This window comes from Rubinisphaera margarita (assembly GCF_022267515.1).
Lineage (GTDB): Bacteria > Planctomycetota > Planctomycetia > Planctomycetales > Planctomycetaceae > Rubinisphaera > Rubinisphaera margarita.
The window spans coordinates 658889-678853 of sequence record NZ_JAKFGB010000012.1 but is presented as its reverse complement, the minus strand read 5'-3'; the positions used below and the strand labels follow the sequence as shown (position 1 = coordinate 678853).

At 55.1% G+C, this 19965-nt stretch carries 16 protein-coding genes; 4 read left to right on the top strand and 12 right to left on the bottom strand.

The genetic code is table 11. The features are described 5' to 3' along the window. The first annotated feature begins 755 nt into the window (after positions 1 to 755). Positions 756 to 4949 (top strand): trypsin-like serine protease, encoded by a 4194-nt coding sequence (locus L1A08_RS11100; protein WP_238756464.1) that lies wholly within the window; start codon positions 756 to 758, stop codon positions 4947 to 4949. Positions 4950 to 5185: 236 nt separating this feature from the next. On the opposite strand, the gene L1A08_RS11095 is transcribed toward L1A08_RS11100, so the two are convergent. The 3 genes from L1A08_RS11095 to L1A08_RS11085 all read right to left on the bottom strand — a co-directional run bounded on the left by L1A08_RS11095 (position 5186) and on the right by L1A08_RS11085 (position 7370). Next, positions 5186 to 5755: a hypothetical protein gene (locus L1A08_RS11095; RefSeq protein ID WP_238756463.1), complete on the bottom strand. Its 570-nt coding sequence runs from the start codon at positions 5753 to 5755 to the stop codon at positions 5186 to 5188. Positions 5756 to 6221: 466 nt separating this feature from the next. Next, the gene (locus L1A08_RS11090; protein WP_238756462.1) at positions 6222 to 6728 is read right to left on the bottom strand and encodes a hypothetical protein; all 507 of its coding nucleotides are present in this window, start codon (positions 6726 to 6728) and stop codon (positions 6222 to 6224) included. Between the two features lie 174 nt (positions 6729 to 6902). Continuing rightward, entirely contained in the window at positions 6903 to 7370 is a 468-nt protein-coding gene (locus tag L1A08_RS11085; RefSeq protein WP_238756461.1) for a hypothetical protein, read from the bottom strand. Between the two features lie 274 nt (positions 7371 to 7644). On the opposite strand from L1A08_RS11085, the gene L1A08_RS11080 reads away from it, so the two are divergent. After that, on the top strand, positions 7645 to 8286 hold the full coding sequence (locus tag L1A08_RS11080) for a terminase gpA endonuclease subunit (protein ID WP_238756460.1): 642 nt from the start codon (positions 7645 to 7647) through the stop codon (positions 8284 to 8286). 473 nt (positions 8287 to 8759) lie between these two features. Beyond that, the gene (locus L1A08_RS11075; protein WP_238756459.1) at positions 8760 to 9224 is read left to right on the top strand and encodes a hypothetical protein; all 465 of its coding nucleotides are present in this window, start codon (positions 8760 to 8762) and stop codon (positions 9222 to 9224) included. Positions 9225 to 9275: 51 nt separating this feature from the next. Here L1A08_RS11075 and L1A08_RS11070 read toward each other — a convergent pair whose 3' ends face one another. The 6 genes from L1A08_RS11070 to L1A08_RS11045 form a co-directional block, all read right to left on the bottom strand. Then, positions 9276 to 12149 (bottom strand): PSD1 and planctomycete cytochrome C domain-containing protein, encoded by a 2874-nt coding sequence (locus L1A08_RS11070; protein WP_238756458.1) that lies wholly within the window; start codon positions 12147 to 12149, stop codon positions 9276 to 9278. 25 nt (positions 12150 to 12174) lie between these two features. Beyond that, positions 12175 to 13608, bottom strand: coding sequence for a DUF1501 domain-containing protein (locus L1A08_RS11065; RefSeq protein WP_238756457.1), 1434 nt, complete (start codon positions 13606 to 13608; stop codon positions 12175 to 12177). Next, positions 13605 to 14993: a Spy/CpxP family protein refolding chaperone gene (locus tag L1A08_RS11060; RefSeq protein ID WP_238756456.1), complete on the bottom strand. Its 1389-nt coding sequence runs from the start codon at positions 14991 to 14993 to the stop codon at positions 13605 to 13607. The genes L1A08_RS11065 and L1A08_RS11060 overlap by 4 nt, the downstream gene beginning before the upstream one ends. A 332-nt stretch (positions 14994 to 15325) precedes the next feature. Next, positions 15326 to 16324: an esterase/lipase family protein gene (locus L1A08_RS11055; protein WP_261362820.1), complete on the bottom strand. Its 999-nt coding sequence runs from the start codon at positions 16322 to 16324 to the stop codon at positions 15326 to 15328. A 180-nt stretch (positions 16325 to 16504) separates the two neighbouring features. Next, positions 16505 to 17251, bottom strand: coding sequence for a DUF6268 family outer membrane beta-barrel protein (locus L1A08_RS11050; RefSeq protein WP_238756454.1), 747 nt, complete (start codon positions 17249 to 17251; stop codon positions 16505 to 16507). Between the two features lie 202 nt (positions 17252 to 17453). Next, the gene (locus L1A08_RS11045; RefSeq protein ID WP_261362850.1) at positions 17454 to 18332 is read right to left on the bottom strand and encodes a cytochrome P450; all 879 of its coding nucleotides are present in this window, start codon (positions 18330 to 18332) and stop codon (positions 17454 to 17456) included. Here L1A08_RS11045 and L1A08_RS11040 point away from each other — a divergent pair. Beyond that, entirely contained in the window at positions 18282 to 18482 is a 201-nt protein-coding gene (locus L1A08_RS11040) for a hypothetical protein (protein ID WP_238756452.1), read from the top strand. The genes L1A08_RS11045 and L1A08_RS11040 overlap by 51 nt on opposite strands. Before the next feature lie 261 nt (positions 18483 to 18743). On the opposite strand, the gene L1A08_RS11035 is transcribed toward L1A08_RS11040, so the two are convergent. The 3 genes from L1A08_RS11035 to L1A08_RS22975 form a co-directional block, all read right to left on the bottom strand. Next, positions 18744 to 19043 (bottom strand): hypothetical protein, encoded by a 300-nt coding sequence (locus L1A08_RS11035; RefSeq protein ID WP_238756451.1) that lies wholly within the window; start codon positions 19041 to 19043, stop codon positions 18744 to 18746. A 201-nt stretch (positions 19044 to 19244) separates the two neighbouring features. Continuing rightward, complete coding sequence (locus tag L1A08_RS11030) at positions 19245 to 19637, bottom strand: SpoIIAA family protein (RefSeq protein ID WP_238756450.1); 393 nt, start codon at positions 19635 to 19637, stop codon at positions 19245 to 19247. Between the two features lie 131 nt (positions 19638 to 19768). After that, positions 19769 to 19963, bottom strand: coding sequence for a carbon storage regulator (locus L1A08_RS22975; RefSeq protein WP_390896862.1), 195 nt, complete (start codon positions 19961 to 19963; stop codon positions 19769 to 19771). Positions 19964 to 19965: the final 2 nt, after the last annotated feature.

The following is a 19965-nucleotide window of genomic DNA, read 5'->3' as shown; positions in this document are numbered from 1 at the left end:
TCGCGATCGGTTACCTGCGGTTAAAAGAAAATACGTGGGACTCGACCGCCCTAACGTGAAGCAGGAAGGGATTATTGACATTCCGTTCCTACCGAATGACAAATCCGATTACCCATGTTAGCTTCCGCCCGTTTGGGCAGTCCCATCGCTCTTGCATTCTCTCTACTATGCAGTCTTTCCAGCACCTGCGTCACCGGGCCCGCCTTACATTTTAGCGGATATGTCACCACCAGATTGCGATCACGTCACGCAATGTCCACGTCCTTTACGACTTCAATGAGCCGGCCGACAGGCTCTTTCTCCGCTTCGATCTGCTCTCGTCCCGTGTGTTCCTGTCTGGCAGCGAATGCGTGGCGGTCGACGAACAAGAATCCGCTGACTACCGATCCACGCGGCAGCGGATTCGATCGGATTATCACCCGGGTGGACATCGGCGTCTTCAAGGGCCTTCTCGATCCAATGACCTCGTCCTTCGGCTTCTTCAACTTCAACGGCAACTGGTGGTTTATTGCTCCTGATCAAGTCTGTCTGTCTGTACTCACGGAAAACACGCGCCGTGTTAAGTTTGAACGTGATGCAGACGCAGGTTCAGGCGGATCGAAAACATTCTACTCGCGCTCGCTTTTCAACTGATCTTCTTGCCGGAAGGCATTCAAGACCGTCGCACCGATCGGTCAATTTGATTGTGATCTTGTTTGCGGTGTGCTAATGTCACCTTCAACTTGTGTGCAGTCTCGATCGGTAAAGGGCCTATCATGTCGATCAAGCGGCTTGTGTGCGGGGTATGGCTTCATAGTCGTCGACAGAACAGTCTGTCACGCCGCATCAGGCGATTGCATAAGACGACTTCGTGTCAACTGCTGGAACAACGCGTTCTCTTGTCCAGCATTTCTACTGAATTCGGCAGCATCGCGCCGATCGTGAATTTGGGCAATACGGCAAGCTATGTCGCCAATTTCTATCCTGCTGTAGGCCTCCTGAGAAACAGCAACGTGGAAGGCAGCCCAGGACATTGTACGGGTACACTGATTACCCCTCAGCACGTCCTTACGGCCGCACACTGCATTGATGCGGACAAAAATGGAAGAGTCTCCGCCGCGGAGATCGATCTGGCCGTATCTCGGCTTTATTTCACGACCTCCTACACGGCGAATGTCGTGGGGCCTTCTGCCCAGAACTTCAAAGTTTCCGCTGTGTTTGTGCATTCCGGGTATCTGACTCGCCGGGACAATGCCGGCCGCTTCATCGATATCGTTAACGATCTGGCGATTCTGAAGCTGGAACGTGTCGTGACTAACATCGTCCCGATCGAGCTCTACCGAAGTGCAGTTCCCGTAGACAGTGTCGCCCGCGTGATCGGCTTTGGCCAGACGGGGAATACGGCTCAGGGAGTTGCCGTCCCGAATGGAACAACCCGTCACCATGGAGCGGCGCGGATCGACACGGTGACATCTTACCATCCGACTCGCCCTCACTCAGCGACGTACTCTCATGCACTCGATGAACCGAACGAGAGCCAGACTCGGCCGGGGGATTCGGGATCCCCGCTACTGGTCTACACCAATGCGAGTGATGCGCCGCTTCTTGCTGGGGTTACTTCTTACGGCCAGTCAAAAAACCAGAACGAAGAATTCGTTGTGCAGAAAGGCCAACGGGGATGGGACGTGCGGGTCGATCTTTACCTCAATTGGATCGACGGAATTTTGGCTCAGAATCCTCCTCAGTCCAATGTCGAGATTCTCAGTCAGTCCAACATTACTGAGCCCCGGGGAACGAACACCCAGATTCGAATTCGGTACACCTCCCCGAATGGGCAGTTCACGAGCAACTTTCCAACGCCCATGATAGCGGCATTCGGGCCAAATAATTATCTCAACAGCAATCCGAATATCGGACTTGTCATTCGCTCTGCTGACGGCCGGACGCTGACGGTCGACTATGGATTTAATGGTCCGGGAAGCGTCTGGAATGCCAATAACAACGGCACTTACCGATTCGCTGTACTCAATAGCCAGCTACCAAGCGACTTCAGCAATCGGAGCGGGTACACGCAGTTGGGCACGTTCACTGTCAATGTTCCGCAGGATACCGCCGGGCCCACGGTTTCCGGCGGCCAATTTGATATCACCCGGGGAGGCAGTCCTGAAGAGAGTTTCATCCTCACCTACAGGGACAATTTCGCGATTGATGCCACGAGTCTCGGAAACAACGACGTTGTCATCGAACGCGTCGGCGGAGCAACATTCTCGGTCGCCGGTCGCCTGGCGGGAGATAATACTCGAACCGATTCGCCCACCGTCCGCGCGATTTACCATTTCACGCCACCGGGTGGGACCTGGGACTCATCCGATAACGGAACCTACCGCGTTGTGGTGCGAGGGAACTCCGTATTCGATACCTCTGGCCGTGCAGTAAGTCAGACGACCGTGGATACGTTCACCGTCAATATTCCGGCTGGCAGCCAGCACCCCTATGCCCGATTGGTAACCAGTCAAGTTACCGTTTCGACGCGTCCCATCGAATTCGACGTTGTCTATACCGGATACTCCAATATCGATATCGCGACGATCGCGGCCAATGGGCCTCCATTTGGCGCGATTCTCGTCGAGCCTCCGAATCTACTTTCCGAAGTTGCGGAATGGGTCTCGACGACGCCAAATACCAATGTCAGCAGCGTTACGGTCAGATATCGCGTCGATCTCCGGAAGACATGGACTGCTGCTGACAACGGGGCAGCTCTGAATTTGATGCTTTTCTCGGGGGCGATTCGGGATGTCAACGGTCGCGATGTTCCCGGGACACAATTAGGGACGATCAAGATCAATATCGGTGGAGGCAACGATACTGCACGCCCTACTGCTGCCGCTTCTGTGGCTGACGTGCGGTTGGCGGGTGGCGAACGTCATCTCTTTCATGTTGCTTATGAGGACAATGAAGCGATCGAATCGACGACGATTGGCTCCGAGAACCTAGTGATTGTTGGTCCCGGCAGAGAGACCTATTCGGTGACTCAGTCGGGGGTTAATTTCGGCCAGAATTTCGCTACAAAAGTCGCCGCGTATGGATTGGAAGCACCGGGCGGTACTTGGGGCGTCGAAGACAATGGAATGTATCAGCTGTTCCTGCTGGATGGGACCGTCAGTGACGTCAACGGCAATTTCGCGCAGGGGGCGACACTCGACCTAACTCCACAGGAAGCCTTGGCGACGTTTATGGTCGAGATCGATGAAACGCCGTTCACCAGCCCTCTCACGGCTACCGTTATTGCGCCAGATCTAATTTTTTCCGACCAGACGTTTTATCAGTTCCAAGTCCGCTATCGGTCCAGTGCGGGGATTAGCCCAGGCGTCTTCGGCGATGATGACATTATCGTCACGAACAACAATGGCTATCTTGAGTTTGCGAAGATGATTGCCGTGGCCGATGGAGGCTCCATCGCAACAACGAAGACGGTCACGTATCGTCTTCCCGCACCGGTGGAATTCTGGACTGCTGATCTGAATGGCAACTACGAAATTTTTATCGCGGGAGCAGAAGTTGCGACCGTACGAGATCTGGCTGGCAATTCTCTTCCTCCAGGAAGCGCTGGTGAGTTCCTGGTTCAGATTGATGGCGCGCCACTTGTCCCGGCATTAGTTTCGTTCACCGGCCTATACAACGGCAACTGGTGGATGTCATTTCCGACTGCTCCGCACGTGTTTCCGGACGCGGAATCGTCTAGAAGTCCCGCTGCTTCAGTTAAACTCAGCAAGGTGGGCGATTTCAATGGAGACGGGTTCGATGACCTCGCGGTGTGGCTCAACAATGGCCATTGGTATGTCGGCGTTTCGGACCGACGGGGACACTTCGATTTTGCTCTGTGGACCCACTGGCGACCCAACGATGTTAAAGAAATTCACGTCGGCGACTTCAACAACGATGGTAAGGATGATCTGATCGGTCTGTTCAAGAACGGCACCAGGGGACGCTGGTGGGCGGCACTTTCCGACGGTGGGCGTTTCAGCGCCGTCCATTGGGGCGACTATGGCAACTACGATGGAATTCATTCTGTACTGGTTTCCAACTTCGATGGCGTGAAGGGGGAAGACCTCGTGGTGGTGGCAACGTCTGGAACAGTCTGGATGGTCAAAACCAGCAACTTCCGATTTCAGTATCTCAATTCACACCGTTGGAGCGTTAATAGCGGATTCGAGTTCTTTCAATCTGGCGATTTCAACGGCGACGGACGAGCCGACATCCTTGCAGTCTTCGGAACCGGGAGCAGTCGATCGGTATTCGTGGCGAAGTCACTCGGCCCGGCAGTCGGCTTTACAAGTAGTCGCTGGTCAGATTGGACGGTTAACCAGACGCTGGATGGAGTCGTCGTCGGAGATTTCGATGGTGACGGCCGGGACGATGTTGGGGGAATATTCAATCGGACGAAGGTGTGGCAAGGGACATCCGATGGTCGCCGTTTTGCGATGAGTTTCTGGCTCAACTGGACGTTCGCAGCTAATGGTTTGCTCACGCTGGCAGTTGGCGAAAGCAACGGTGACAACCGGGCTGATTTGGTGGCGCGAGATCAGAATCACATATGGCACTCTGCTGAGTCAAGCGGTTCAAGTTTCGTGGATCGCGAACTGATCCAGTGGGGATCGGTGGAGTGGCAGGACGTGCATGTCGGTAAATTCGCCGGCCCACTCGCCGCTGCTCCGATCGTGGCGGGATCTGACGTTCAGAGCATGTTACCAGGGAGGGTCGAACAACATTCAGAGCGGCAGGTCAATCTGTCTCGGTGGACTAACGATTCAGAATCGACACGGTTTGGCTCGGTATCGATCGATCAATCTCACGGGGGCTCGGCAGCTGATATTCTCGATTCGCTCAAGGGGAATCAGCAAGTCTATGATTCCACCTCGTTTGAGGAGTTGATATCGGACGAGACCTTGGAAGCGTTGTTTGCGTTGTGACGGTCTGCCTCGCGTTTCCACTTCCGCGAGCAAGCCACGAAGGACTCAGGGAAAATCATGCTCCAACCATTCGAGAGGTTGTCAGGCATGTGACTCGGATGCACTAAGCTGCCCTCCGGCAATAGCTTCTCAACAACCCACCAAGCCGCGTCTGACAAAGCACATCGGACGCATCTCCGACCGGCATTTCTCGCTGATCCCCCGTCGGCAGACAGTTCTTCTCCGAATGCGGACGCTCATAGTTGTACCACGTCTGGAACTCCCGCCCGATCACGTTGAGCTGCCGCTCGTTGATCACCACAAACTGGTCGAGGCACTCGTGCTGGTAGATCTGGATCACCCGCTCGGCCGAACGCATTCAGATTCGGTGAGCGCGGAACGATTCGGTGCACGTGTTTGCCGGCATCCTTCAGTACCTCGTTGAACCCCTTCTGAAACTTCCGGTCGTTGTCCCGCATGATGATCCGCGTCTTCAATTCGACGTCCCTGGTGTGCAACAGGAAATCGTTGGCCTGCTTACTCATCCACGCCGCGTCGGGCTTCGCGGTGCAGGGCGAGAGCCAGATCCTTCTGGTTCCGACGTGGATAAACATCAACTGGAACAGATCCCGCATGCCCTTTAATGTCCAGCGTTGTTTCGTCACGAAGTCGCACTGCCAGAGCACGTCCGCGTGCCGCTGCAGGAACGCGTCCCACGAATCGGCATCCCGCCAGGGCTGGGGATCGTGACCGGCGCTCTTGATGATGTTCCTGATCGTGCTGCGGGAGATCTTGTAGTCGAGCCGTTTGAGGCGTCCTTCGAGCATCGTGTAGCCATCGCCCGGTCTCTTCGTAGATGCGGAGAACCAGCTGGCGGATGTCGGTTTCGGTTCTGGGGCGGCCGACGCTCCTCGCCGTCGACTTCCTGGTCCGGTTCTTCTCGGCCTCGCGCACCCAGTGCATGAAGGTCTCGTATCTGACGATTGAGATCAGCTTTTTGAGTTTGGGCCCGATGCGGCGACCCGCTCGCAGCAACTGCAGACGCTCGGACTTCGTCGTCCGGATGTGCTTCGGCAGGCGAGCCCCGAGGATCCTCTTTCTTCAGGTACTGGTCGAAGCGAATATGCGGCTGACGCAAGTAGGCCAAACGGCAAAGCTCCGATTAACATGGCACGTTGAAGACCTGTCATAGCCTCTGTATCGTGAAATGCCTAACGACCACGCTGACCGGGCGGCCACCAATCACGTTCCACTTGCTATCCACCGGATCAGCCGCACCGGTCCAGTGTCTGGTTATTTGGCGATTCGGTCTAGGCGCCGATTTACGTATTGGCCTGCAACGATACCGGACACAATGGCGTTGGGGTACGCCATGAAGCTGAGGAACAGGTGTTCCATGTACATGAACCCTTGAGGGGCTGAAAAGTGAATGAAGGAAATGATCACGAATGCGAATCCGCCACCTGTTAGGATCGCACCCAGAACGACGCCACGCCATCCCCTAGCGTTAAGAGTGTCGCGAATCTGACTGACGGTGTTGCTCATCACCGTGGATACAGCTAGACCGGCTGTAACAGATACGGTCGATGGAAGGAAGTAGTTGGCGCCGAAGTACGCGAGCTGGTCAACCAGCGTCACATTCTCGACCCATGCAGGAATCAGCTGTAGTGCAGCCGCGATTGCTACTGGAACGATGAGCGACACCGACAGTCCGATGGCCGCGCCTGTGACTAGCAATCGCTTGATGGACGGACCACCTGGATCGTGAACTACATCGCGACATGAAGATTGCGGCGACACGTGTGGATTCAGGCTCTTGGTCTCAGAACGGTCCAGCGACTTGCCTCACCAAATAACGTCAAAGGTAACCGGGTTGGCGGACCAACGGAGGTGACGTTGACACACCAAGAATTGTAAACGAAGGAGACGACGTTGAAAAACCGAAAGGCGAGCCAACTCCGGTTCACCGATTAGTTAGGCGTCCGGGATCAATTCGACAACGCACACATAGCCGTTGTCGCCGTCCGAGAAAGCAGTATGGATGCGAATTTCACCGGTCTCCTTGTCAACGCGGTAGTCGAGCACGTACGACTCGGTAGTTCCGTGCAGGCGTACTGTCCGAGGGCCGTCAACGCTGACAATTGTCTCAGCTAGATTCGACTTGATCTTCTCCGCAAGCGTCAAGAGGAACAATTGAGTCGTCTCTTCATCCGCATTGACCGAGAACGTTACTTTGTCCGAATCGGTCTCGATTGTTCCCCACGTCGCTTTTGGAACGTTCATTTGTTTGAGTGCGGCCTCTACTTCGAGACTTTCGGCAAGCGTTTTTGGAGGTCGCGGCGGGATCGCTGGTGGTGAAACGTTCTGTTGCAAATCGCAGCCCACGAGACTCAAGAGGACTACTGCGCCTGCAGTCGCGAATTGCCTGCGATATGGGATCATTGGAAACGCCTAACTTGTTTATAGGATGATCAGCGTATCACATGTAGGCTGCAATTTTGTCAGCCTAACGCGCGGAACGCCAATTGCCGTAACGCTCATGCTACTTTGTGGTTGCTACTTGTTCAACACTTTCGCTGCGAGCCGAATCCTGCTGGGCTGTCGTTATTGTCACGAATGGGGTGGCGTGGAACGTCAGCATCTGAGAAGCTGGCAGGAAGCGCTCTCGCAGGCCGAAGCCTGACGCAAGGGGGCTTATGCGTGTTCGAACTGCGGCATGCTCTGGACCGAGAACGATTGCCGCCAGGCTAACGTGGACAGTCAGTTGGTGCACGAGGGGCAGAGATCACGGCAGAGGGATCTGTCACCGGCGCCCCCAAAGAAACTGAAACACTCGGCTTCCGCTGGTCGCGGCGCCACGCAGATCTCGAGCCGTTGGGAGCAGTCGTCAAGCTCGCGCCGCTCCCGGTTGCGAGGCGTCGGCGAAGGCTATAGCGGCAACGACCTGCTCGACCACGGCGTCACGCTGCTGGAGGTCAACGCGGACCACTGGAAGAGCTGGGTGCATCAGCGATTAACGACGCCCTTGTCGCAACCCGGCGCCATGCGGTTGTTCCAGGCCGCGCCGCACGAACACCTGAGTCTGACCAAGCACCTGACCGCCGAGCGGAAGATCGAGGAGTTTGTGGCGGGGAAGGGGATGGTGACCCGCGGGGAGCGGATCCGCAAGAACAACCACTGGTTCGATGCGCTGTACAACGCATGTGCGGCCGGTCATGCCGTCGGCGTACGATTGTTCGAAGCCGAGCGGCTCAGGCCGCAGCCCCGGCGGAAGCTGAGCGAGGTCGGCGAGGAGAAGCGACGGAACCGCCAGTTTGTGGATCCGGAACGCTGGCAGGGGATTCGGAAGAGCAGGTGATGTTCAGCGAAGAAGTCAGTTGCTTTGCCGGGCAGGAAAGCGACGGGAGACGGGGGAGGAGATGCGGCGGCGGTAGACTTGCGGGGTGGACGGCTCGCACTCCGTAACGATAAGTAACAAAGCCGGTCGGTCTAATGTGATTTCCGGATTGAAAGTGGCCGTTTTCACCGCGTAGGGTTGAAATGCCGTACTTATCGGATGTCAGCGGAATTCCGTTGAATTAAGTGGGGTTAACTACATTCCGCTACACGTCAAATGTTACTCTTCATCGTCCTTGACCTGCATGCCCCTCGCTGACTTCTGTCAGGTCGCCTGCCTGCCACTATTCTCACGCAGGTGCGAAACGGCCTCAAGAAGGTCATTGAAAAGTATGCGGAATGCGACCGATCGAGGGATGTAAGAGTGGCAGCGTACGAGGCACATCCTGTAGCTCGATTCAAATAGGGGCGACTCGGAACAATGAGGATTCAGTAATGACTGCAGAGACGTCTCCTCCCACTTATTGTCACGTGCAGAAAGCCCCGTTGTGTTTGCCGATTTATGCCTTTGGTGTGGGGTTTCTTTGGGTGAGTTGGTTCGGCCCTGACGTCCCCCCAATTCCATGGTTGTTTCCGCCGATTGGCCTGATGGTATTGTTACTTGCCGGCTCATTCCACCATTTGACTGTCGTGGGTCAGGGCGACGAAATGCAGATTCGGTTTGGCCCCATCCCGATCTTTCACAGAACCGTGCAATACTCTGAAATCGCGAGCGTTGTCGTCGGTCGCACCACGTTGCTGGAGGGCTGGGGAATTCACAAGAATATCCGGGGCGCGTGGGTTTGGAATCTCTGGGGCCGGGACTGCGTCGTCGTTCATTTCAAGAGCGAGGGGGCTCTGAAGATCGGAACGGATGATGCCGGGAATCTGGCTGAATTCCTGAATGCAAAAATCCATTGATGGAGCCGAGGAACGAAACTTGACGAAGGCGTGCGGCCTCGTCCGAAGGAGCTAATCCACAAACATCAGTTCGTTGGACATCATCAGAACATGAACGAGACGCTCCCAGGGACGAAGCGGCCGCAAGCTCCTGTGGCTAACGGCGACAGACGCGGGATGTTCTGTTCCTTGTTGAGCCGCCAATTCTTCAGCGGCGAGGAATCGCGTCGCCAGTTCCATTTCCGCATCTGCAGGATCGCGTTGGAAGAGTTGCTGATAGACATATTGGATTCGCTGCTCCGTGTTTTCGAGCAGTTGAAAATCGGCTCGAGCCGCCAGACTGCACGCTTGCTGCATGACAAACGGATCATTGAAAAAGAACAATGCTTGTTGCGGAACGGTGGTTATATCGCGCTGGGATGTGGAAAGATCCGGTGTGGCGAAATCGAAGTTCTGATACAAGGGCATCAAATCGTTACGATCGATCACGCCGTAAACGGTACGCCGACGGGAATAGGAGGTCTTGTTCGCTGGTCCCTCATTCATCAGGGCAACGGGGCGACCGCCGAGAGTTCGGTCGAGTTTACCTGTCACCGCAATGAGTGTGTCTCGCATCGCTTCAAAGTCGAGCCGACGGCGATTCATTCTGGAAAGCAAACGATTCTCAGAGTCCTCCGGTGCGGAGTGATGGCGTTCATCACTTTGCTGCTGGTAGACGTTCGACAGCATTATCAATCGGTGCAGAGCCTTAACGGACCAGCCCTCCTCCGTAAAACGCCAGGCAAGATAATCCAGCAGTTCGGGATGACTTGGCAAGTCAGATCTTAAGCCGAAGTCATCGGGTGTGGTGACGAGTCCCCTCCCAAAATGATGGAGCCATATGCGGTTGACCATCACCCGAGCCGTGAGCGGATTTTCCCGACTTGCGATCGCTTGCGCCAATTCAAGTCGTCCACTCCCCTGGGTAAATGGCTTGGGATCGTCTTGCGATAGAATTGTCAGAAACTGTCGAGGAGCTTCGGCCCCCAATCGACTCGAATCCCCTCGAATAAAGATCCGGCTGTTCTGCGGATGCGGACGATCTACGAGCACCATCGCTCGCAAGGGAGCGCCCGGATGAGTGGCATCCAGCTGATCAACTTGCGCCTTAAGAGGTCCCAGCTGCATCAGTGATGAGGTCGTAAACAACCGGGTCATCATGTCAGCTGGCATGTTGCCGGGGCTGTCCTTGCCGTAGAACAGCTGGCGGAGCGCTTCCTGTTCGCGATCCGGCAGCGCAACGGAAGAATTGGAACTTGGATTGGTCCGGTCCTTGAGATCCTGCCATTGTTTGTCCGCATCCTGGAGCAGGTTGGCGTAACGACTGGCGACTTCTTCCAAGGACGTGGGCGGTTCATCGGCAAAGGCTTTGACGACGAACGAATTCAACGGAGCGGAAGCTGAATTACGGGCGATTTTCGCGGACAGTATCTCCGCCTGATCCGCGAACTCGGAAGCGGGCAAAGCCGCGAAGGCAAACCACGGGGCGAAGATCGGATCAGTTTTCGAGTCCATTGTTTCGAGCGCAGCCGCCCAGCGCTTCGCACCAGTCTGAAGGATTTTTCGATCGCTCAATCCGAATTCTCCTTCGATGAGCTCGGCGATCTTCTGTGGTTCCCGACTCAGCAGGAGGTACTGTGCAGTTAGATCACGGTGTTGTTTGAGAACTTCCGCCTGCTGCTTTTGAATAAACTCTTCCAGTTTGGCTTTGCGAGCCTGATGTTCCATCGAATACTTTGCAAACTCCGTCGGATCAGGATCGATGCCCAGCAGAGGTAACTCCCCAGGTACTGAAGTGCTGGCAAAGACACCATGCAGTCCATAGTAATCACGTGTCGGAATCGGGTCGTACTTATGATCGTGGCACCGAGCACAACTGACTGACAAGCCCATGGTACCACGCGTGACGACATCGATTCGGTCGTCGATCGTATCGTGATTGTCCATGAACTGACGACCACCGGTCAGAAATCCGAGGGCAGCGAGAGGTCGTTTGTCGTCGCCCAAATCGAGTTGGTCAGCCGCGATTTGCTGAATCAGAAATTCGTTGTAGGGCAAATCTTCGTTGAAGGCGCGGATTACATAATCGCGATAGGTAAACGCAAACGGGCTATCGCTCGTGGCGAACCTCGCGACGTCCAGCCAGTGCCTCCCCCACCGTTCCCCGTAATGTTCAGAACGGAGCAGGCGATCGACAACCGTTGCAAAAGCATCTGCCGATTCGTCGGCCTCGAATGCCGCGACTTCTTCAGGTGTCGGTGGCAGCCCAATCAAATCGTACGTTGCCCGTCGAATCAACGTTCGTTTGTCGGCAGGTGGCGCCGGTTCATGTCCGGCTTGCTCCAGCGTGGCAAGGACGAATGCGTCGACGGGCGTTTGCACCCAGCGACGTTGCCGTACCGTGGGCACGGCCTGCTCCTTCACCGGTTGAAAGGCCCAGTGGGTACGCGAACTTGTGGCAATCGGGTCTTCCTGAATGACTGTTTCAGGCAAAGGGGCTCCCATCGTTAGCCACGCTTCGATGTCCGCAATCTGAGTGTTCGTCAGTCTGTCGCCGTCTGGCGGCATACGCACACCTGCTTCATCGGAACGCACGACTTCCACGAGCAGGCTCTGATCCGGTGCTCCGGGCACGATGATCGCGCCTGAATCACTTCCGTTGCGAAGTCCCCCGACACTATCGAGCAGAAGCCCTCCGTTCGCTTTCTTGCTTTCCGAACTATGGCACTGATAGCATCGCTCTGCCATCAGCGGACGAATTCGGCGTTCAAAGAACTCGACGCCCTGAGCATCACTGTCAACCGGCGGATCGGCATAAACCATCGCCTGAGCAAACAGGTTCAGGCACAGAATTGTCGATAACGAGAACCCGCGCACGATTGGACCACTCAGCATGGACTGTTGCACCGAAGTTTCCTCATAGTATGCCTCATCAGGCAAGCAATTCGTTGACCACTTCGCCATACACATCAGTGAGGCGGAAATCACGGCTGGCATGGCGATAGGTTAACCGCGTGTGATCGAAGCCGAGCAAGTGAAGAATCGTGGCGTGAAGGTCGTGGACGTGCACTTTTTGATCAACAGCCTGGAAGCCGAACTCGTCGGTCGCCCCGTGGACATATCCGCCTTTAACGCCGCCGCCGGCCAACCAGGTTGTAAAACCATGGTGATTGTGATCGCGGCCGTTTCCATACAGATTATTGGGCAGTCCCATCGGGACCTCGACTGTGGGCGTGCGTCCGAATTCACCGCCCCAGATCACGAGCGTATCTTGCAGCATACCGCGCTGCTTGAGATCCTTCAGCAACGCACCAATGGCCTGATCACATTTCTTGGCCATCGCGCGATGACTTTGTTCCAGATTCTGGTGATGGTCCCAATCGCTGCCGACCCACGCCTGCACGAAGCGAACGCCCCGTTCCACAAGTCGCCGGGCGATCAGAATCTGTCGCGCCTCGCTGCCATCTCCGTACATGCGGTGGATCGATTCGGGTTCCTGGCTGATATCAAACGCGTCCGTGGCTTCCAATTGCATCCGCGACGCTAATTCAAAGGACTGAATGCGTGCGTCGATCTGCGGGTCCGCGTTTCGATCGCCGCGGTGAAATTCATTGAGTTCGCGCAGCAGCCCGAGTTGACGATTTTGCTCCAGGCTCGAAATCCGTTGATTGACCGTATTCTCGATCAGTTTCTCGATCTGAGTGTGCCGAGTATCAATGTACGTTCCTTGAAAGGCCCCCGGAAGGAACCCGGCACGCCAGTTCTGAGTTCCCCCGTTGCCTGGATATCCTCCCGGACGCATCGCGACAAACCCAGGAAGGTTTTGATTCTCACTTCCCAGACCGTAAGTTACCCATGATCCAAGACTCGGCCGAATGAGTCGCGAGTCTCCACAATTCATCAGCAGGATCGACGGGATATGGTTCGGGACGTCAGCCTGCATCGAACGGATCACGGCGACGTCGTCAATGCTTTCGCCGATGTGAGGGAAAATCTCACTGACTTCAATTCCACTCTGACCATAGCGTTGAAACTTGTAAGGTGACCGCATCACGGTCCCGGTCCGTCGTTCCGTGATGAGGTGGATACTCTCGGGAAGTGGCTGACCATGATACTTGTCGAGTGCTGGTTTAGGATCAAAGGTGTCGACATGCGACGGTCCGCCACTGAGGAACAGATGAATGACTCGTTTGGCCCTCCCGGGAAAGTGAGGTTGCCGTGGGGTCAAAGGGGAAACGGCATCGATCACAGCTGATTCGCTTCCACTGGCATCCTGAATCACACCGGACAGGGCCAGTGCACCGATGCCCATCCCGCTGCGACAGAGCAAATCCCGGCGGGTTATGAATCGATTCAATCCAGTCATTTTGAATCCTTATTGATGAGTTCTAGCACTCGATCGAGCTCTGCTTCGGCTTCAAAGACTCGTCCTGAATCCAGGAGCGGTCGGACGTTTTGTTCCATCGCCTCCGCAATGGATGAGGGATCGCGACCGCCTCGTGCCCACATCTGGGCTCCCGCCTGGACACGTTCCACCTTCGCGGAGATACGGTTTTTAAATTCCTGCTCAAGCTTAGTGACCGCAACGGGATTCTTCATCATTTCACGCAGCATGGCACGCTGTTCCGCTGTCAATAAGTTTTGGATCATGATTCCCTGAGCGACCTGAAGCAGCTTGGCCTCACGTTCAACATCCAACTGCCGATCAAACTGGGCGAGTACCGCCTTTTCGTCCAGGCGATCCTGTGAAGTCAAAGCCAAAAGTGCCGTCGACTCGCGTTCCCTCGCGGCCGTGAGTTCTTCCAGTCTCGCTCGAGTCGAATCGAGCTGAGCGAACAGAACTTCACGCTGTTTCGGTGTCAGCGAGATGCGATCACTGGCAAGCAAAACAAGCTTCTGGGGAATGAATGTCGAAAACGGGTCGTCCGACTGCTTTGGTTCCCCTGCAGTCGCAGGCCGTTCAGCTTGTGCGACAGGAGCGATACTCACGCCCAACATTGCCAGGATTTTATCTGCCGTCTTCTCGGCTTCGACGAAATTCATATCCGCCAGTTGCTCCCTCAATATCTGCATCATTGCATCCGACTCTTCCTTTCTGCCGGTTTTCTCACCCCAGCCTGGAAGAGCCTTCTGAATCGCATGAACTCTTGTCAGCGTTCGCTCTTCCGCAGATGCTTCATCGGCTGGCGTCGCAGCGGATGTGCTTTCGTCCATGCCCAACTGTTTGAGTAGATTATCCAACACCGCCTCTGCCTCGATGATCCTGCCTGATTGCATCAGAGGTTGAAACTTCTCATGCATGGTCTTGGCGATTTCCGCGGGATCGCGGCCATTGGCTGCCCATTTCTGAGTTCCGGCCTTTATGCGTTCGACTTTCGCGGTCAGGCGTTCGGTCGTTTCTTCCGATGAACTGGCTGCGGGCGACGTCGCTGATTTGTTTGCACCGTTCGGGCCGGCGGGTGGCGCGTTCACACCCATAATCTTCAGAATGGAATCCGCCGTCTTCTCAGCTTCTTCAAACTTCTTCGCTTTCATCTGCTCGCCCAGCTTTTGCATGAGTCCTGCCGCCTCTTTGTTGTCGGTTTTCTGAAGCCAGGCGGGGAACTCCTTTTGAATCTGTTGAATCTTGGGAGGCAAACTCTCAGCGAGCGTCGCGGAACTGGACTGCCCGCTGTTCTCTTGTCCGGCGGCAATTGAAGGACCCATCCAGAGAAGTGTGACCAGAAGCAGCAACCCAAAAAAACGAGTCATGACGGCAATTCTTTTTGGCTTAGTGGGAACGTGATCGAGAGCGATCTTACATAAGACACAACCTTCACCAGTGGATTTACTGGCGATTCATGCCTCTGGTTTCATGTTTCGCAGCGATTCCGTACGTTCCCCATACAAAGATCGCTCAGGTGATCCGTTCCCTACCGGTCTCGGCGAGCGAGAAGAATCAGAATTGTCTGTTCGGTGGGCAGGAATTGGCCGGCTGACTGGGACGACCGGAGAAGTGCTCCGACTCAGTTCGGTCGGGATGCGGTCACAATTGCGGCCAAACTGCGCTGTTGGGACTCTCCAGCACGCTGCTCCGATTGCTCTCAACGGGCGTTCGTCAAATCCGTCTGATGCAAATGCTGATGCAGAATCATGCGAACCTCTGCGGACGCCTGCGGCGTCTTGTGGATTTTGGTGTGACCTGCGGCGATGAACAGTTCGGAAGTGGTGCCTTCGATGCGGGCGCTCGTTAATTCGACCGTTCCATCCCCGTCGTGTCCGTTGGTACTATGGCCTATCCCGATAATGGAATGCGCTGCCACATCTGGGGAAGTCGTTATTCCCTGCAGAGCGATCATGATGGGATCATTCGGCTTGAGATGATCGAGGCTGGTGGGAATCGTCTGCGAACTCTGTCTGAGCAATCCGGAGTTGTTGCTCATCAACTTCTGATAGCGACTATGAACGGAATCTGGGAAGGCAATCAGGCTTCGTGCGAAACGTCCCATTGAGCGGTCAGCCCAGGTGGACCCACGATGCGGAGTCGCGAGGTAGACAGCGCGGCGAACAAACGGCAACGGTTCAAAGAACATCACGGCTTCGATCTCGCTTTTGGTTTCCTCATCCGCTGAGACATACTCAAACGGTTCTGCCGAAATCGCATCCCACAAACAGTTGTCACTGGACGAGACGAGCAATTTCGTCAGCAGTCCGCCCATGCTATGTCCGACCAGGACCATTTGCTGTAAAGCGGGATCGTGGCCATCGGGATCGAGCTTGCTGACAACTTCTCGGAGTTCCTGGCGAAGATCATTCGCCGATTCCAGAAACGAAGTGCCGGTCGAGTATTGAAAGACCCAGAATTGATAGCCTTCGGCGATCCGTTGATCAGAATACAGGGCGGTCGTCATTTCTTCCCACGTGCCAGGCGTAGACAGCAGACCGTGGATAAAGACGACTGGAATCTTTCCGGGCTCGTACGGCCGCAGGGGTACGAGACCATGCCCCGAACTCTCGGCTGGTCGACGAAATCCTGTCCACCCCCACGAAGCGTAGGCTGCGAGAGGATTTTCCAGTCGCGGTACACTCGCGGAATGCCGCATGGACTGGCATCCCGGTGCCAGGAATACCAGACTCAGTGCGATCAGCATGCTCAGGCGCTGCTGAGGAACCCCAAAGGGAATCCATGTGATGATCCAATGCAACATGAGACGTCAGTATTCGGGTCTGTTCACGAATTCGAGCGCGAAAGGCAAAATTGGTCGGGATCGTGGCGTTGAATGTTAGAAGGTAATCCCGGTCCGAAGCATCAAGCTATCGCCCGGTGAAAAGTCATAGTCATCAGACTCATACTCGATTTTGCGTCCGAAGACATACCCCATTTCAAATCGGGGATTCAAAGTTTCCTTCCCTTTACGTTCCCAGCCCAGCACGAGCCGAAAGTCACGAATCGTCAACTCGTCCTCCACCCCACCTCGATCAACGGCCCAGGTGCCGCCGCCAAACTCACCCGCTGCGTAGATCCAGTCGTCACCTTGTGTCCCGCGAGCCGCGATTCGACGAGCGACTCGTGGCCGAGGCGCGCCGATGTCAATCTGCCAATCCGGAGTTGGAGTCCAGATGACGCCCGCGGCTGGCAGGATCGGAATATCTTCCCGCCCCGTGGCTGCGACTCCCAATGTCCATTTTGTGGTCTCGGTGGTTTGCCAGATCAAACTTCCGAAGGCCACGAGCCGGAACGCGTCGGAGCCGCCGGCGTTCAGGTCACTCGCGTAACCAGGTGAGACACCCGCGACAAAAGTCATTCTCTCATTGATCGGTTTCATCCAGGAGAAGGTCAGCGAGGCATTGAATACTTCTGAGGGAAGAGGAACCCCCTCTGGTCCATCGAGGTATTGCACGTTCAAGCCCGGCGAAATACTGATGAAAGATTTCATATCCGGGCCAGGCATGGAAAAGCTCGTCGACAGACTGAGATCTGTCACGCCGAGTCCATCTTCTCCGCTTGCCCCGATCCAGGTTCCTCTCATGGAAATCTGCTGCGGTTTGAAGAGTGATTGCCAGCCGATTGCGGGAAGCTGCGCCGCCGGAGGGGCTTGTGCTTCGAAGTCGAGAGAATGTCCCGTCTGCGGACGCTGTTGGATTTCTTCTGAGCAGGCGACTTCACAACATGAAACCACAAGGCAAGTCTGAATAACCAACTGAGGGAATCTCTTGAACAACTCCAATAATTCAGGCCACATGAACTTGCTCCTTGATCAAAGGGTGGGCCACCTGATTCAGTCGGATCGGCATCTCCTTCATCGCCCGAGCTCCCGGCCGCTCGTACCATTGAAGGTGCTTCTCAGGGATCGCCAACTCCAGGTTGGGATATGTTGTTAATAGTTGTTCAAATGCAATTTCCGCTTCCACTCGGGCAAGCTTCAATCCCAGGCATACATGTGGTCCGGAACCAAAAGCGACATGCTTACGGGAATCTCGATCAATACGGAACTCTTCCGGCTCGGAAAACGCTTTCGGGTCAGAATTGGCAGCAGCGAGAAGAGGGACGATGACATCTCCCCGAAAGAATGGATGCCCACAGATTTCGATGTCGCGGGCCACGTACCGAGGTTTGGTCATCTGGATTGGAGTCGCTTGACGGAGGATTTCATCGACAGCGGGCCGAGATTTTGACCAGTCGGCCATGAGAGCGGTCTTCTGCTCAGGATGCTGTAACAGTGTCAGTAACCCCAAGCTCAGCAGATGCACTGTGGTTTCATGACCAGCGATGAGTAAAAGAAACACAGTCGCCAGCAGTTCGTCCTCACTCAACCGCTCGCCTTCCTGTTCGGCAGCTACGAGTGCCGAGATCATGTCCGGCTCCGGATGCTGACGACAGATCTCAAACCGTTCTTTCAGATATCCAGTGAGCTTGCGAACCCCGGGAAGGATCTTCAGAAGACCGAAGGTTCCTTCGATTGACGTAAAGCTGGAAGCCCAACGAGCAAACTTCTCTCGATCTTCCTCGGGTAGACCGAGCAATTCAGTGATCACGGCCAGTGGGAGAGGCCTCGCAAAATGCCTCAGAAAATCAATCTCCCCGGTCCGCTTGTCCGTCGCACTCGCCATGATCTCCAGCTGACGATGTGTCAGTTCTTCGATGCGAGGACGCAGGGCATCGATGCTTTGCCGCAGAAACGCGGACTCGACAAGCTTTCGCAGTCGACGGTGGTCAGGTTCATCCTTCGCCAGCATCGTGTTGGTCAGGCGTCTGAATGATCGAGGCATCCACCAGCTCATCCCCGCAAATTTCTTGCGGCCAGCGTTGCGAGGGTTAACAACGAAATACTCCTGGTCTCTCAGAACTGCCACCGTTGATTCATAATCGGTGGAAACCCAGACTCGGCCAACCATTGGTAGGCGGGCATAAACGAAGGGGCCGATCTTCCTTGCACGTTTTAACTCCGGATACGGATTTCGTTTGAAGGATTCAGAGCACAGGTCAAGGGGTGCTGTGGGCATTGGAGCTTCCTTTCTCTCTTAGGCGGAAAGGCGATCGGCCATGAGGGGATCGCAACTTACGGACGCGCGGGTCGCCGTAACGACCACATTCTCTGGGAGCTTGTTCCGCAGAGGTGAAATACTCAATGATTTCACCTGATGCATCGGAATGACGATCAACTCGTCGTCAACAATCAGAGCGATGCTTTGCTGGAATAGAAATTTCTCGATCTTGCTCGCGATCGAATAGTGTCGTTCGTTTTCGACAGGTGCCGGCAGATGAAAATTCTGCTCACGCCCATCGATGGTTTCAATACAGAGTGTCGTCTTTTGCTTCATCATGGCCTCCTTGCCTGATTGACTCGGTCATCGGATTTGGTCGTAACTGTTCACAGATTCTCTTGAGGTCCTTCGCTACCAGCTGAACGTGAAGTTCTTGACACTTGAAGAAACCGAATCGGAAGCCAGGACACGGCTGGCTCCGATTCGGCAAGTCGATGGGGACCAAACCGACTTGGATTCTGTTCGAGTGGATCGCATCTATTCGGCGGATGCTTGAGCATTTGTGTCTGCTGTCGCAAGCCACTCTCGGGCCTCGTCGATGTCCGAATTGGGGAAGCACTTCATCTTCATCTTAAACAGTGGATTCATCATGCTGGTCATTGTCGCGGCCCCTCTATGATCGGTGACGACGGCTGCGTGAGTGATTTGGCCAAGATGTTGATAGCTGAACTTGACGTCATCCCAGATCTTCGACATTGGAAATTTCGGAAGTTTGTCCGCCTGGATTCTCTTCAGAAGTCGGACCGATCCGTGCTCTTCGATACTCTTTCGGAGAAGATCCATGGCCGCTGCGAGTTCTTCAGCGGTCACTTCTCCGGCGATATCCATTTCGATGATATTTGTACTTGGAGAGGTCGTCGTCGTAATCATGTTTTTTCTACCTGATAAGAGAGCAGCGAGAGTGAAACCCTGACGCTCAGATATTCCGGAGATCTGAGCCAGGAAGAAACAACCAAGAACGGACTGGTCCGTCCGAGGGGCACGTCGAAGATTGCGAATGGCTAGCCTGGAGATCGGACAGGGAGAATCTCCAACCCGGCATCATTCCGAGAGCGAACTTCCATGCGTTCGACTCCGATCCTCCGCGGCGCCTCGATTCCAATCTCAATTCGGTTCCCGGCGGTTCTCGTCAGAGTCAGACGGATGTCGTCAGAAATCATGATCGAATCTCCTGGTTTCGTTGTCAGTACGAGCATGG